At 64.6% G+C, this 12993-nt stretch carries 14 protein-coding genes; 8 read left to right on the forward strand and 6 right to left on the reverse strand.

Going from position 1 to position 12993, the window contains the following annotated elements; genetic code table 11:
- Positions 1-77: 77 nt before the first annotated feature.
- Positions 78-1208, reverse strand: a complete 1131-nt coding sequence (locus EGJ34_RS09080) for an alkene reductase (protein ID WP_125360173.1) — start codon at positions 1206-1208, stop codon at positions 78-80.
- A gap of 143 nt (positions 1209-1351) precedes the next feature.
- On the opposite strand from EGJ34_RS09080, the gene EGJ34_RS09085 reads away from it, so the two are divergent.
- From EGJ34_RS09085 to EGJ34_RS09100, 4 genes are all read left to right on the forward strand, one after another.
- Positions 1352-2278, forward strand: a complete 927-nt coding sequence (locus tag EGJ34_RS09085) for a LysR family transcriptional regulator (RefSeq protein WP_125360174.1) — start codon at positions 1352-1354, stop codon at positions 2276-2278.
- Between the two features lie 198 nt (positions 2279-2476).
- On the forward strand, positions 2477-3013 hold the full coding sequence (locus tag EGJ34_RS22175) for a hypothetical protein (RefSeq protein ID WP_185750121.1): 537 nt from the start codon (positions 2477-2479) through the stop codon (positions 3011-3013).
- 11 nt (positions 3014-3024) lie between these two features.
- Complete coding sequence (locus EGJ34_RS09095; RefSeq protein WP_185750122.1) at positions 3025-4077, forward strand: alpha/beta hydrolase; 1053 nt, start codon at positions 3025-3027, stop codon at positions 4075-4077.
- Positions 4078-4086: 9 nt separating this feature from the next.
- Positions 4087-4320: a hypothetical protein gene (locus EGJ34_RS09100; protein WP_125360176.1), complete on the forward strand. Its 234-nt coding sequence runs from the start codon at positions 4087-4089 to the stop codon at positions 4318-4320.
- A gap of 132 nt (positions 4321-4452) precedes the next feature.
- On the opposite strand, the gene EGJ34_RS09105 is transcribed toward EGJ34_RS09100, so the two are convergent.
- Positions 4453-5169, reverse strand: coding sequence for a glutamine amidotransferase (locus EGJ34_RS09105; protein ID WP_125360177.1), 717 nt, complete (start codon positions 5167-5169; stop codon positions 4453-4455).
- Between the two features lie 716 nt (positions 5170-5885).
- On the opposite strand from EGJ34_RS09105, the gene EGJ34_RS09110 reads away from it, so the two are divergent.
- Positions 5886-6287 carry a hypothetical protein gene (locus EGJ34_RS09110; protein ID WP_125360178.1) on the forward strand — a complete coding sequence of 134 codons (402 nt, stop codon included), beginning with the start codon at positions 5886-5888 and terminating at the stop codon, positions 6285-6287.
- A gap of 38 nt (positions 6288-6325) precedes the next feature.
- Here the strand turns inward: EGJ34_RS09110 and EGJ34_RS09115 are convergent, their stop codons facing one another.
- Positions 6326-7726 (reverse strand): PLP-dependent aminotransferase family protein, encoded by a 1401-nt coding sequence (locus EGJ34_RS09115; protein ID WP_125360179.1) that lies wholly within the window; start codon positions 7724-7726, stop codon positions 6326-6328.
- A 100-nt stretch (positions 7727-7826) separates the two neighbouring features.
- Here EGJ34_RS09115 and EGJ34_RS09120 point away from each other — a divergent pair, with 100 nt between their 5' ends.
- Positions 7827-8738, forward strand: coding sequence for a DMT family transporter (locus EGJ34_RS09120; RefSeq protein WP_125360180.1), 912 nt, complete (start codon positions 7827-7829; stop codon positions 8736-8738).
- A gap of 162 nt (positions 8739-8900) precedes the next feature.
- On the opposite strand, the gene EGJ34_RS09125 is transcribed toward EGJ34_RS09120, so the two are convergent.
- The 3 genes from EGJ34_RS09125 to EGJ34_RS09135 are packed head-to-tail and all read right to left on the reverse strand — an operon-like array spanning position 8901 to position 10669.
- Complete coding sequence (locus EGJ34_RS09125; protein WP_125360181.1) at positions 8901-9449, reverse strand: thioredoxin family protein; 549 nt, start codon at positions 9447-9449, stop codon at positions 8901-8903.
- A gap of 5 nt (positions 9450-9454) precedes the next feature.
- Positions 9455-9871 (reverse strand): organic hydroperoxide resistance protein, encoded by a 417-nt coding sequence (locus EGJ34_RS09130; RefSeq protein WP_125360182.1) that lies wholly within the window; start codon positions 9869-9871, stop codon positions 9455-9457.
- 57 nt (positions 9872-9928) lie between these two features.
- Positions 9929-10669 (reverse strand): SDR family oxidoreductase, encoded by a 741-nt coding sequence (locus tag EGJ34_RS09135; protein ID WP_185750123.1) that lies wholly within the window; start codon positions 10667-10669, stop codon positions 9929-9931.
- 201 nt (positions 10670-10870) lie between these two features.
- On the opposite strand from EGJ34_RS09135, the gene EGJ34_RS09140 reads away from it, so the two are divergent.
- Both EGJ34_RS09140 and EGJ34_RS09145 read left to right on the forward strand, forming a co-directional pair.
- A complete protein-coding gene (locus EGJ34_RS09140) occupies positions 10871-11650 on the forward strand; it encodes a response regulator (RefSeq protein WP_343202943.1) in 780 nt (259 codons plus the stop codon).
- Positions 11647-12957 (forward strand): HAMP domain-containing sensor histidine kinase, encoded by a 1311-nt coding sequence (locus tag EGJ34_RS09145; RefSeq protein ID WP_125360184.1) that lies wholly within the window; start codon positions 11647-11649, stop codon positions 12955-12957. Before EGJ34_RS09140 ends, EGJ34_RS09145 begins: the two co-directional genes overlap by 4 nt.
- The last annotated feature ends 36 nt before the right edge of the window (positions 12958-12993 follow it).

The following is a 12993-nucleotide window of genomic DNA, read 5'->3' on the forward strand; positions in this document are numbered from 1 at the left end:
AACTTTCGGTCTGCCCCCCCAGGCACGGTCAATCAGGTCGCGCGTGAAGCACTTTCCGCAGTGCAGGGCCGCCTCCGTTACGCCTCAGCGTAAGCCGGATAATCGATATACCCTTCCGCGCCACCGCCATAGAACGACTCGCGCTTTGGCGCGGCCAGCGGCCAACCGTTCTTCAAGCGTGCCACCAGATCCGGGTTGCTGATGAAGCTGGCACCGAACGCGGCCAGATCGATCACGCCTTCGTCGATCAACTGCTCGGCGCGTTCGCGGGTCATGCCGCCGGCCAGAATCAACGCCGTCTTCGGCAGGTGCGGCTTCAGGCTGTGCAGCAGGCCTTCAAAGCCGCCTTCGCTGCTGCCGTCGGCCGGCCGGTCGCCCATCTTGTAGCCCGACTGGTCCATCAGGTGCACATACGCCAGTTCACGCTTGCCGATCTCACGGACAAGAGCGGTGTAGGTCGCTTCGATCTCCGGGTACAGCGGCATGTCGAACAGCTGGCCGTACGGCGAGAGACGGATCGCAGTGCGCTTGACTCCAATGCGCGCCACCACCGCATCAATCACCTCAAGGGTGAAGCGCACGCGGTTTTCCAGCGATGCTGCGGAGTAGCTATCGGTGCGGTCATTGACCAACGGGTTGAGGAACTGCTCATGCAGGTAACCGTTGGCACCATGGATTTCCACGCCGTCAAAACCGGCCTCGATGGCGTTGGCGGCAGCCTGTGCGAAGGCTTCCACGATGCGCGGAATCTCAGCGGTCTCCAGCTGGCGCGGTGCCGGCGTTTCAATCAGTGCTGCTTCGCCCTGTGCGTTGAAGCCGAATGCCTGTGCGCCCACCGCCTGCCTGGAGCTGGCGCTGACCGGCTGCTGGTTGTCGAACTGGATGCTGGGGTGGGACACCCGCCCCACGTGCCACAACTGCGCGAACATGCGCCCGCCGTTGGCGCGCACCGAGTTGGTGGTCAGCCGCCAGCCGGCAATCTGCTCCGGAGTGAAGATGCCCGGGTTGAACAGATAGCCCTGGCCTTCGCGCGAGATAGGCGTGCCTTCGCTCACGATCAGGCCGGCGCTCGCGCGCTGGCTGTAATAGAGCGCGGTGCGCTCGTCGGCGGCGTCGTGCGCGGCACGGGCGCGGGTCAGCGGGGCCATCACCACGCGGTTCTTCAACGGGGTGCCGGCCAGGTCAAAGGGTTCGAACAAACGGCTCATCAGGGTGTCCTGCAGTAGGGAAGGGGCGCAGGGGGCTGCGCGCTGCCCATCAAACTAGGGGCTTGCGAAACGGGCTACAATCACGCCGTTCGGCAAATCACTATTGCTGAAATCGCAATTCACCAACCGGTGCCCCGCCGCCCATGCAGCTCAAGGCTCTCCGCTACTTTCTGACTGTTGCCGCCACCGGCAGCTTCCTCGCCGCCGCCCGGCAATACAGTGTTCCAGCCTCGTCGGTGTCGCGTTTCATCGCCGCGCTGGAGAAGGAACTGGGCAAGCAGCTGCTCTATCGCAGCACCCGCGCCGTGCGCCTGACCGAGGCCGGCGAGCTGTTCCATCACCAGGTGCGTGATGCGCTGGAGATACTGGATCAAGCGGCCGAGCAGATAGAGGGCAAGGATGCCGGCATCAGCGGGCTGATCCGCATCAACGCGCCCGAATCGCTGGGCCGCCGGCATATCGCCCCGATCATTGCCGAACTGCAGGAGCAGCATCCGGCACTGGTGGTCGAGCTGACCCTGACCGACCTCTACATCGACCCGGTGCAGGACGGAGTGGATATCACCATCCGCATCGGCCCGCTGGTGGATTCGGGGTTGATCGGCAAGGTGATCTCGCCCAACCGTCACCGGGTGGTGGCAAGCCCGGCTTACCTCGCGGAACACGGCGTGCCTGAGACGCCGGAGGACCTCCTGCAGCACCGCTGCCTGGTCTACAAAGGGCAGCTCGGCATGCAGCGTTGGTACGTCAACGCCGGCGACGATCAGCCCCTGAAGGTGCTCAACGTCACCGGTCCGCTACGCAGCAACAATGCGGAAGCACTATTGGCGGCGGCCGTCGCCGGGCGTGGCATCGTGCTGTTCCCGGACTGGATGTTCGACAACGGGACCTTCGCGCGCGGCGACATGGTGAAGCTGTTGCCGCAGTGGCAGTTCTCCACCCAGCCGGACCAGCTTTACCTGCAGATGCTGTCGCCCGAGAACAAGATGCGCTCGCGCAAGGTGCAGACCGTGTCGGCGTTCATCCTGGAGGCGATCGGCACGCCGCCTTACTGGTGTCTGGATGCCTGAGTCCCGGCGGCGCACCTGCTGCAAAACCGGCGTGGCACGGCACGGAATCGCCGAGTGGACCTACCCGGTGCTGCGGGAAATCTGACCCCGGTGCACCGTGGGCCGCCATTGGTCACGGTGCCGCCTTTCACCTTGCAGCGCGGTGCGCGCGCTGGCCATCATGGAATGGGATGACCCCCATTACCAAAGGACTTGATGATGGCCACGAAGAAACTCACCTGGTTACTGCCGTGCGCCGTGGTCCTGGCCATGCTCGCAGTAATGGCACAGCTGGGCTGGGAGCACACCCACGGCGGCATCCAGCGGCACCATCTGCTCAACGACGCGACGCTTCCCGCCATCTCCAATGACTGGGGACTGGTGGTCCTGCCATTGCTGGGTGCGCTGGCGGGTTGGGTAGTGACCCGGCGGGTTCGGGCCAAACCCAGTTCGTTGCCACCGGCTGTGGCCGGCTGCCTCGGGGCGTTGTTGGCTGGCGTGGCACTTTCGACGGCCTTCGTTACCGGTGGCGAGCCCGCTGCCACGAACGTCATGCTGGGCATCCTTGCCGCCAGCGTGGTGCTGCCGGTGTACCGGGCGGAGTACCTGTTCGGCTTCGTCCTGGGCATGACGTTTGTGTTTGGGCCGGTGCTGCCCGCCATCGTGGCCTGCGTGCCCATGCTCATCTCGGCGGTCAGCCGGTTGGTGGTATGGCGGGGTGCCACGTGGGTGCTGGGGAGATTTGCGACACGCTGAGTTGGGCCAACTTGCCCGGCCTCGCCGATAACGGCATCATCCCTGAACTACTTCATGGAAAGAGAACAGCCGTGCAGCCCGCTCAAGGACGTCTGGCTCGCTGGGCGCGTTTCAGTGCCATTGTGCTTCTATCCACGACTTCGTGGCTGGCCAACGCGAGCGATTCGGGTCCACTGGACCACCTGAAGATAGCAAGGCTGGACGGCTCTCTTTTGGACGTCCACCTGCGTCCCGCCACCCAGGACAAAGTTCCGCTGCTGATCTACATCGACGGCTCTCTGTGTATATCGTCTACCGAGGATGGAACAGCACAGTGGTTACTGCATCGTGGCAGCACGAAAACACCCTACGCTGTGGCCATCGTCGACAAGTCTGGCCCCACTATTCCGCAGAAGAACGCCAACGGCGATATTGAGATCGGCCCGGCCTTCGCCTGCAGCCGGGAGTTCAAGCAGTACTACACCATTGACCAGCGAGTCTCAGACCACCTGCGCGCGCTTCAGTACCTGCGGCGCCACGCGGAATGGTGGAACGGCGAACTGCTGGTCTGGGGATTCTCCGACGGCGGGCGAATCGGTGCGCAGCTGGCGTCGTACTACCCGCAGACCCAGGCGGTTGCCCTGGTGGGCTCTGGTGGCGGTATTCCCATGGCTGAGTCAATGGAGGACATGGTGTGCGCCACATCAGCCGACACTGCTGAATGCCGAGAGTCATTGCGCAGGCAGGTGGACGAGATTCGCGCGCAGCCGGTGCCCGGGCGCGATTGGATGGGCGAGGCCAACACCTACGCTGCCTGGGCCAGTCGCCTGGATGCCGTAGAAGCCAACATCCTGCGTGATCTTGCCGCTCCGCTGCTCGTGGTGCATGGGCAGCGGGATGGCTCGGTGCCGGTGGCGTCCGCACGCAAACTGGCCGAGCGCATGGGGGAATCCGGCGTGGTATTCCGCTACCGCGAGGTTGCCGGCATGCTGCACAGCCTGGGAAGCGGAATGAAGCCCCGCGAGGTCGAAGCCTTGCATCAGGAAGTGCTGGCGTGGCTGCTTGACCAGACCTCGCCGGAATAAGGAGCACACATGCCACTGGACGACATCGCAGGCGGCTTGCTCGGCGGTCTGTTCCGCTTCGTGATCTACGTATTCGTGGACATCTTCTTCGAGGCCATCATCAAGGGCACTGGTCATGTCGTGCTGGTGACGCTGCGGCCGAAGAAGGAGCCGTCGGAAGGTGCCTGCGCACTGGTGGGGTTGCTTGCATGGGCTGCGCTGTTGGCAATTGCCATACTCGTGTTGCGGGAAATCTACCGGTAGGGTCGACGCTGCGTTTCCTGATGGACGCTCGCTCGGTGGGCTTCATGCGTTAAAGCGCCGATGAGTGTTATCGGCAGACGTCTTACGACCGTCTCTACCGGAGCAGAAAAACCGGTCTGGATGAGGCGTCCGTCAGGAAGCGCGTTCGGCTTCCAGCCTGTCCAGGAAGCCGAACAGCGCTTGATTCATCTGTGACCAGTCCTGTGCGCGCAGCACGTCGGCCTGCTGCACGAAAGGACGGTCACGCAGCGTGGCCAGCTCCTGCGTGGACGCTGCAATCAGCATCTCCACCACCTCCGGCGTGAACTCCATATGGCACTGGAAGCCGTAAGCGCGCGGGCTGTACTCGATGATCTGGCGCGGGCAGCCTTCGCTGTACGCGATGATCTTCGCGTCTGACGTCAGCCCGGGCATGTCGCCGTGCCAGTGGCCCACCTCCAGCACGTTGGCGAAACCGGTGAACTTCGGGTTGGTGCGTCCTTCCGGTGTCAGCGTGATCGGGAACTTGCCGATCTCCTTCTCCGGGCTGTGTTCGTACTGCCCACCCAACGCCTCACCGAGCAGCTGCGCGCCCAGGCAGACGCCGACTACAAGCCTTCCGGCGTCGACAAACGAGCGAATCAACGTCACCTCTGCGTGGGCATTGAAGTGCGGGCACTCACTTTGCGGGGTGGAAGGGGACTGTGGACCACCCATGACCACCAGCATGTCGTGCTGGCTGGCATCCGCCGGCAGGGCATCGCCGCCGTGCAGGTGCGTGAAGCTGGCGGTATGGTCGCGGTCCTGCACCCACTGCAGGTAGGCCCCGGGGGCCTCGAAGGACTCATGGATGACGAAGTGGACCTTCATGGTGATTCCGGGACGTGGGTTGGGTTGGAGGCATCATGCCAGACCGGGACCCTGAAGCTACGAACCAGCTGGCGGAGAGGAACGGCGGTAGGGTCGGTCGACAGACGACCGCCGATGGAAATGATCGGCACGGTGACGAGTGACCTTTGGACGGAGAAGCGCGTTACCCCAGCGGGAGTCCTGCGTCCCAGCGTTGATGGTTGTTATCGGTCGTCGTCTGTCGACCGACGCTACCAAAGCGTGCACTCGCTATGGCTGTACCGCTTTCGCAGCGAGCGTTCCCAACCGCTGCACGGCCTGCTCCAGCTTCGCGTCCCACACCATGCCGCATCCCAGCCGCACGTGGTCGGGATAGTCGCCTCGGCTCGAGAACAACCCACCCGGTGATCCGCGATAGTCGTCCCCCCGTCCCAGCTTGGGCAGATCTTGAATCGCGGAACATCCACCATTGCCTGCGGTTGAAGGGCCTAGGCGGGAGAATGGTAGAGTCGGTCGCAAGACGACTGCCAACAACAACGATCAGCCCGGTAACGAGATACCTTCAAGCGAAGTGGCGCGCTCCTCCGCGTTGATGGAACGCACCAGCTACCGCCTGAGTGATGATGTGATTGACTGAGGAATACATGAACATATCGCTAAGTCCAGCTTCCATGTATGGCCATTGGAACGGCCCGGGGCAGAATCCAAAGGTCTGTGAGTTCCAGCATGGAAGGATCATGATCTACGTCGAGTACGACGATTCAAGTCCAATGCCTGCCCGGCTGGCCGCCGCTCAGGCGAGCATCGATCAGGCGATTGAGGATGTCGACAACGCCGTCGCGTTTGCATCCAACATCTCTGCTCAGAGTTTCCCCGATTTCTGGAAGAACGCATCGAGTATTGAGCTGAGGGAAAATCCTCTCGCGGTCTTCTGTATCAGATATGAGCTTGGAACGATGCTTCCAAGCTACGACATCTGGTGGAATCCCTGGTTCAAGACCCAGGAAGGTACCGCGTACTCCGAGGAATGGATTGAAGAGGTGGTTCGCGTGCGCCTTCCCGAGGAAGATGGATGTATTTCGATCCTGCGGCGCGAGCAGGGAAAGTTCGAAGTGTTGCGGCAATGGGTTGACGGATAGCGTCACTACACCAAAGACCCAGATTTCCAAAGTCCCCATTACCTGCGTACCAAAGCCAACTCTCCCAACCGACGCACAGCCTGCTCCAGCTTCGCATCCCACACCATGCCGCATCCCAGCCGCACGTGGTCGGGATAGTCGCCTCGGCTCGAGAACAGCCCACCCGGTGAGATGCCGATTCCTTCGTCCATCGCCGCGGCGGCCAGCGCATCCGCATTACCGCCATCAGGCAACTGCAGCCACAGCGAAAGCCCACCCTTGGGCGAACTGCACCGCGTGCCCTCTGGCCAGTGCCGCGCGATAGCGTGCTGCATGCGGCAGGCGTTGTCGGCCAGCTGCTGGCGCAAGCGCCGAAGATGCCGGTCGAGGTCATGGTGCTCCAGGTAATCCACAAGCGCCAACTGCGGCAGCGTCGGATTGCCTACAGTGGAGTGGTACTTCGCGCGTACCAGCGCATCGGTCCAGCCGGCACCGAGAATCCAACCCACCCGCAGACCCGGTGCCAGCGTCTTGGAGAACGAGCTGCAGGTCAGCACCTGTCCACGTGTATCGAAGTGCCGCAGCGGTGGTGGACGCACACCGGACCAGCCGAGGTCGCCGTAGATATCATCTTCGATCACCACGGTGCCGTGGCGGGCGCAGCTGTCGAGCAGGACCTGCTTGTCTGCATCGGTCAGCACCGTGCCCAGCGGGTTGTGGAAGTTGGGCACCAGCACCGCGGCGCGCACCGGTGTCTGCTCCAGCAGCACGTCCAGCCGTGCCAGATCCAGCCCGCCACCCTGGCGATGCGGCAGCTCCAGCACCTTCAAACCCTGCGCGGCCACCGCCTGCAGAATCCCGTGGTAGGTGGGTGTTTCCACGATGACCACGTCGCCGGGCTGTGTCAGCACCCGCAGTGCGAGGCTGATCGCCTCCATGGAGCCGGCGGTGATCACTACTTCGTCAGGTGACACGTCGGTCGCCAGCCGCGCATAGCGCTGGGCGACCAAGCGCCGCAACGGCGCATGTCCCTGCGGCGGCGCGTAATCCAATGCCTGCTGCTGATTGCGGCGCAACGTCCGCGCCACCGAGGTGGCCAACGCCTTGGCCGGCAGCAGCTCGGTGGCGGGGGAGGCGTTGTGCAGCGCCAGCAGGTCTGTGCGGGCCAGCAGTTCGTGCAGCCGCGCCAGCGCGGGATTGTCGACCGGATGCGGCACGCGCCGGCGAGGTGCGGTGCTGCGCGGTGGTTCCGGGCTGGCCAGCACGTAGTAGCCGGAGCGCGGTCGTGCCTGCACCAGCCCCTCGCGTTCCAGCTGCAGACAGGCCTGTACAGCGGTGGCGGGGCTGACGCCGTGGCCGCTGGCCAGCTGACGGATCGACGGCAGCCGCTCGCCGGCGCGCAACACGCCCTGTGCGATCTGGTCGCGCAGGGTGGCGGCAATGGCGGAATAGAGCAGCATCTCTACCTCCCATCTGTACTGGTCATATTTGATTCTAGCTGAGTCTGTATTGGTACCGAGTGGAGGCACAGACTGGCCGTCCCCCCAACTGGATACGGCCATGCAGGCGTCCTCCCCCTCCCAGACCCGGCTGGCCCTGTGGCAGCTGGTGGTGGCCGAAATCCTGATCGGTTCGGTCGGCGTGTTCGTCCACGAGAGTGGACAGGACCCGATCACCGCGGTGTTCTACCGCTGCCTGTTCGGTGCCGTCTTCCTGCTGGGGTGGGGGATTGCACGCGGGCATCTGCAGGGCGTGTGGCGCGACCGGGTGTTTCTGCGCGGCGCGGTGATCTCCGGCGTGCTGCTGGTACTGAACTGGGTGGCGCTGTTCGCCGGCATGGCACGGTCGTCGATCGGCGTGGCCACCATGGTGTACCACTGCTTCCCGTTCGTGATGCTGATTCTGGCCGCGCTGGTGCTGAAGGAGCGCACGCGTCCCGCCGACTGGGGCTGGACAGTGCTGGCGTTCGTGGGTGTGGCGGCGTCGGCTGATCCCATGCAGGTACTGGCTGGCAGCAGCGGCTATCTGCTGGGGATCGGCTTAACCCTGCTGGCCGCGCTGCTGTGTGGTGCGTCGCTGCTGATGTCGCGGCAGATCGGGCGCGAGCGGCCGTTTGCGCTGGTCACCGTGCAGTGTCTGGTGGGTGTGGTGATGCTGGCGGGCTTCGCCGACGCTGGCGCGCTGCACCTCGGCGGCCACTGGGTGTGGCTGATCGGGCTGGGCATCATCCACAGCGGCATTGTGTACGTGCTGTTCTACTCGTCGTATCGGCATCTGCCGGTGGCGACCATCGCGGTGATTGCATTCGTGTATCCGCTGGTGGCGTTGCTGCTGGATTACGTGGTGTATGGGAATCGCCTGAGCCCCATCCAATTGGCCGGTTTGGGGCTGATCGTGGTCGGTACGCTGGGGGTGAATCTGAAGTGGTCGTTGCCGGTGGGACGGAAATTGAGCGCGGTGTCGGAACAATGACCGGAACAATGACCGAAGCGGGTAGGGTCGGTCGATAGACGACCGCACGTACCGCTGATCAGCACTGGGACGCATGACACCGAACGAGGAAGCGCGCCCCCGTTCGAGGGTCATGCGTTACAGCAGTGATGATTGTCATCGGCGGTCGTCTATCGACCGACCCTACCGCCCACCCATCAGCAACGAGCGGATCTTCGCCTCAGTCTGCGCATACTCGCCTTCGCCCAGGTGCTGATAGACGATCCACCCCTCCTGGTCGATCAGATACAGCGCCGGCCAGAAGCGGTTGCCGTACGCGTTCCAGGTTGCATAGCCGTTGTCCATCGCCACCGGGTAGCGGATGCCGAACTGCTTGACCGCGTCCTGCACATTGCCAAGCTGCTTCTCATACCCGTATTCCGGCGTATGCACGCCCACCACCACCAGACCCTGGTCGCGATAACGCTCATGCCACTGCTTGACGTGCGGCGCGACCCGCGCGCAGTTGATGCAGGAGTACGTCCAGAACTCCACCAGCACGACCTTCCCGCGCAGCTCGCCCATCTTCAGGGCGGGCGAGTTGATCCAGTGCTCGATGCCGGCGAACTCCGGGGCCAGCGGTGAGGGCGAAGCATGCGTAGGAGGCACCGGGTCCTCAGGTGCCAACGGGGAGCAGGCGGCGGCAAACACACACGCCCCCAACAAGGTGACGATGGCGGGTAGTTTCTTCATGGTGATCACCCCACTTCGATCTGCGCATCGATGTTGCCGCGCGTGGCTTTGGAATAGGGGCAGGTGCGATGCGCCTGTTCGACGATGGCTTCCGCGGTGGCACGGTCCAGCCCGGGCAGGTGGACCCGCAGCCGCGCCTGCAACTGGTAGCCCGTGCTGTTCTGGCCCAGATCCACTTCGGCATCCACCGCCGCATCCGCGGGTAGCGTGACCTGCAAAGCACGCGCGGCGAAGCCCATGGCACCCAGGAAGCAGGCCGACCACCCTGCAGCAAACAGCTGCTCGGGGTTGGTGCCGGGACGCGGGCTGCCGGGCGGAGAAAGGACGATATCCAGCTGGCCATCGTCGCTACGGGCGTGGCCGTCACGGCCACCGCGGGTGTGGGTCTTTCCGGTGTAAAGGACGGTATCGAGTGCGTTCATGGGTGTAGGGCTCCAGATCAGGGATGGGGCGGGGGTTTGTATCGAAAGGCGGGGCGATCAGATCGAAAAGCCACCGTCCAAGGTCAGGCTGGCTCCGGTCATGTAGCTGGACTCGGCGCTGGCCAGCCACGCGGCAAGCGCGGCGACTTCATCCGGATGACCCACGCGGCCGGAGGGACTGCGCGCGACCAGGTTGTCCAGGAACCCGGCGGTGATGTCGGTCTCGATGGGTCCGGGCTGGATGTTGTTGAGGGTGATGCGGCGGGGGGCCAGCTCCAGCGCCAGCTCGCGCACCAGCACGGCCACGGCGGCCTTGCTCATTGCGTAAACGCCGCTACCGGCCACGCCGCTGCGTTGCGCGGTGTTGCTGCCGATGGTGATGATGCGGCCGCCATTCTCCATCTGTGCCGATGCGGCCTGGATGGCAACGAACACACCGCGGACGTTGACTGCCAGCATCTGGTCGAGCGTCTGCAGCGGGAACGATTCGAGCGGGCTGCCCTGGTAGATGCCTGCGTTTACTACCGTCACGCTTAAGGAACCGAGCTGATCGACAGCGGCGGCAACGGCAGCCCTGATCGCGTCTGCATCGGCGGCATCTGCCTGCAGGGCGATGGCGTGGCCACCGTCCGCCTGGATGGCAGCCACCACCTCGGCCGCCTTGTCGGCGCGGGACGCGTAGGTCAGGGCGACACGGTAGCCTTCCCGGGCAAGCCGGCGGGCGATAGCGGCACCAATGCCGCGGGAGCCGCCGAATACCAGGGCGGTCTTGGGAATGCTGGAATCTGCAGTACTCATGAAGGGTCCTCGGGTGGCTGCCGGCGGGCTCGCCGGCGTTGGGCACATTCCGCGCCCTGCGCGTATCCACGGGGTGTCCTGCAACCCGGCTTTTTGTCTCCGAGTGCACCCAGGCAGGCTTCGTACACACTTTGGTACAAAGAGCGACCTGCGCCGGTCCCAGTGCCTGCCACAGGGGCGCTAACATCAGCGCCACGGGGCATGAGTCCCCATCCTGACGACGGCCGAGCGTTCTTCATGTCCACCCACACCGATCACATCCTGGTTGTCGATGACGACCGTGACATCCGCCAGATGGTGGGCGACTACCTGCTGCGAAATGGGCTGCGGGTGAGCCTCGCGGCTGACGGGCGCGAGATGAAGGCCACGCTGGACACCGCCGATATCGACCTGGTGGTGCTCGACGTGATGATGCCCGGCGAGGACGGCCTGTCGCTGTGCCGTAATCTTCGCGCCGGCCGGCACCGCGCGACGCCGGTGCTGCTGCTGACCGCGCGCGACGACGAGACCGATCGCATCATCGGCCTGGAAATGGGCGCGGACGATTACCTCACCAAGCCATTTTCCTCGCGGGAGCTGCTGGCCCGCATCAATGCCGTGCTGCGCCGCACGCGCATGCTGCCGCCCAACCTGCAGGTCTCTGAAGCCAGCCGGCTGATCGGCTTCGGTGACTGGCGGCTGGACACCACCGCGCGCCACCTGCTGGACACCGCCGATACCGCGTATCCGCTGAGCGGGGCCGAGTTCCGCCTGTTGCGGGTGTTCATCGACCACCCGCAGCAGGTGCTCAGCCGCGACCAACTGCTCAACCTCACCCAGGGACGGGATGCCGACGTATTCGATCGCTCCATCGACCTGCTGGTCAGCCGGCTGCGTCAGCGGCTGGGCGATGGCGCGCGTGAGCAGACCTACATCAAGACGGTGCGCAGCGAAGGCTATGTGTTCAGCCAGTCGGTCGTGCTGATCGGCGAGCGCGCATGAGCATGCCGGCCCGACCCTGGCATCTGCTGCCGCGCACGCTGTGGATGCGGCTGCTGCTGATCCTGGGCGTCGGGCTGCTGTTGGCGCATGCGCTGTCTTTTGCCCTGCTGTTCCAGGAGCGCATGGATGCCACGCGCAGCATGATGCTGCGCAACCTGTATGAGGACGTACCGGTGAGCGTGGCGCTGCTGGAGCGCCTGCCCGCGGCCGAGCGCGCTGCATGGATTCCCCGTCTGGAACGGCGGACCTATCGCTATCTGCTGCGCCCGGCGCAGCCGGGTGTCGCGTTGGATGGTGTGCGGGCGCGTCAGGTGACTGCCTTGATCCACGATGCGCTTGGGCGCGAGTACGATCTGCGGCCTCGTGCGGTGTCACGGGTACCCGAACGTTATGAGGTGGAGCTGAGTCTGCGTGATGGCAGCCCGCTCACCATCGAGGTCACGCCGTCGTTGATGCCGGTAGCGACCTGGCTGCCGTGGGTACTGGCACTGCAGGTGCTGCTGTTGCTGGTCTGTGTGGCGGCGGCGGTGCGACTGGCAACACGGCCGCTGGCGCGCCTGGCCACGGCGGCCGGCCAGATGGACCCGGCCGGCCGGGGGGCAGCACTGCCGGAGCACGGTCCGACCGAAGTCATGCAGGCGGCGCAGGCATTGAACGCCCTGCAGACGCGTGTCGCCGCGCACGTGTCCGAGCGTACCCAACTGCTGGCGGCGATCTCGCATGATCTGCAGACGCCGCTGACCCGCATGCGCCTGCGCGCGGAGGCGATGGACGAAGGGGATACGCAGGACAAGCTGATGCGCGATATCGACCACGTCAGCCAGCTGGTCCGCGATGGGCTGAACTATGCGCGCGGCACCGGCATTGCACTGGATGCGCCGGTGCGCTTGGATCTGCGGGCATTCCTCGACAGTGTGGTGGATGACTATCAGGATGCCGGGCGTGACGTCCGACTGCAGGCATCAGAGAGCGCGCTGCGTGACACCCATCCGCCGGTGCTGCGGCGGGTGCTGCAGAATCTGATCGACAACGCGCTTGCCTATGCCGGCGATGCTGAGACCCGGCTGAGGGTGGAGGACGGTGTCGTGCACATCGATGTGCTTGATCGTGGCCCCGGTATCCCTGAGGACCAGCTTGAACAGGTGTTGCAGCCGTTTGCCCGATTGGAACCTTCGCGCAATCGCAGCACGGGTGGCACCGGCCTGGGGCTGGCGATTGCGCTGCAGTTGGCGCAGGCGCTGGGTGGGCGGCTTCGATTGTCCAATCGCGAAGGCGGCGGACTGCAGGCCACGCTGACGTTGCACTGAGGCTGCGATGTGCTGACATCGACACCGAAACCGAAA

The sequence above is a fragment of the Stenotrophomonas sp. 278 genome, from assembly GCF_003935715.1.
Taxonomy (GTDB): Bacteria; Pseudomonadota; Gammaproteobacteria; order Xanthomonadales; family Xanthomonadaceae; genus Stenotrophomonas; species Stenotrophomonas maltophilia_AH.

Excerpts from the sequence above, each read along its gene's own strand:
- EGJ34_RS09110 (WP_125360178.1), top strand. The coding sequence starts at position 5,886 with ATGATCTACGTCGAGTACGACGATTCAAGTCCAATGCCTGCCCGGCTG.
- EGJ34_RS09135 (WP_185750123.1), bottom strand. The coding sequence starts at position 10,669 with ATGAGTACTGCAGATTCCAGCATTCCCAAGACCGCCCTGGTATTCGGC.
- EGJ34_RS09120 (WP_125360180.1), top strand. The coding sequence starts at position 7,827 with ATGCAGGCGTCCTCCCCCTCCCAGACCCGGCTGGCCCTGTGGCAGCTG.
- EGJ34_RS09140 (WP_343202943.1), top strand. The coding sequence starts at position 10,871 with ATGAGTCCCCATCCTGACGACGGCCGAGCGTTCTTCATGTCCACCCAC.
- EGJ34_RS09080 (WP_125360173.1), bottom strand. The coding sequence starts at position 1,208 with ATGAGCCGTTTGTTCGAACCCTTTGACCTGGCCGGCACCCCGTTGAAG.
- EGJ34_RS09105 (WP_125360177.1), bottom strand. The coding sequence starts at position 5,169 with ATGAAGGTCCACTTCGTCATCCATGAGTCCTTCGAGGCCCCCGGGGCC.
- EGJ34_RS09125 (WP_125360181.1), bottom strand. The coding sequence starts at position 9,449 with ATGAAGAAACTACCCGCCATCGTCACCTTGTTGGGGGCGTGTGTGTTT.
- EGJ34_RS09115 (WP_125360179.1), bottom strand. The coding sequence starts at position 7,726 with ATGCTGCTCTATTCCGCCATTGCCGCCACCCTGCGCGACCAGATCGCA.
- EGJ34_RS22175 (WP_185750121.1), top strand. The coding sequence starts at position 2,477 with ATGGCCACGAAGAAACTCACCTGGTTACTGCCGTGCGCCGTGGTCCTG.
- EGJ34_RS09145 (WP_125360184.1), top strand. The coding sequence starts at position 11,647 with ATGAGCATGCCGGCCCGACCCTGGCATCTGCTGCCGCGCACGCTGTGG.
- EGJ34_RS09100 (WP_125360176.1), top strand. The coding sequence starts at position 4,087 with ATGCCACTGGACGACATCGCAGGCGGCTTGCTCGGCGGTCTGTTCCGC.
- EGJ34_RS09085 (WP_125360174.1), top strand. The coding sequence starts at position 1,352 with ATGCAGCTCAAGGCTCTCCGCTACTTTCTGACTGTTGCCGCCACCGGC.
- EGJ34_RS09130 (WP_125360182.1), bottom strand. The coding sequence starts at position 9,871 with ATGAACGCACTCGATACCGTCCTTTACACCGGAAAGACCCACACCCGC.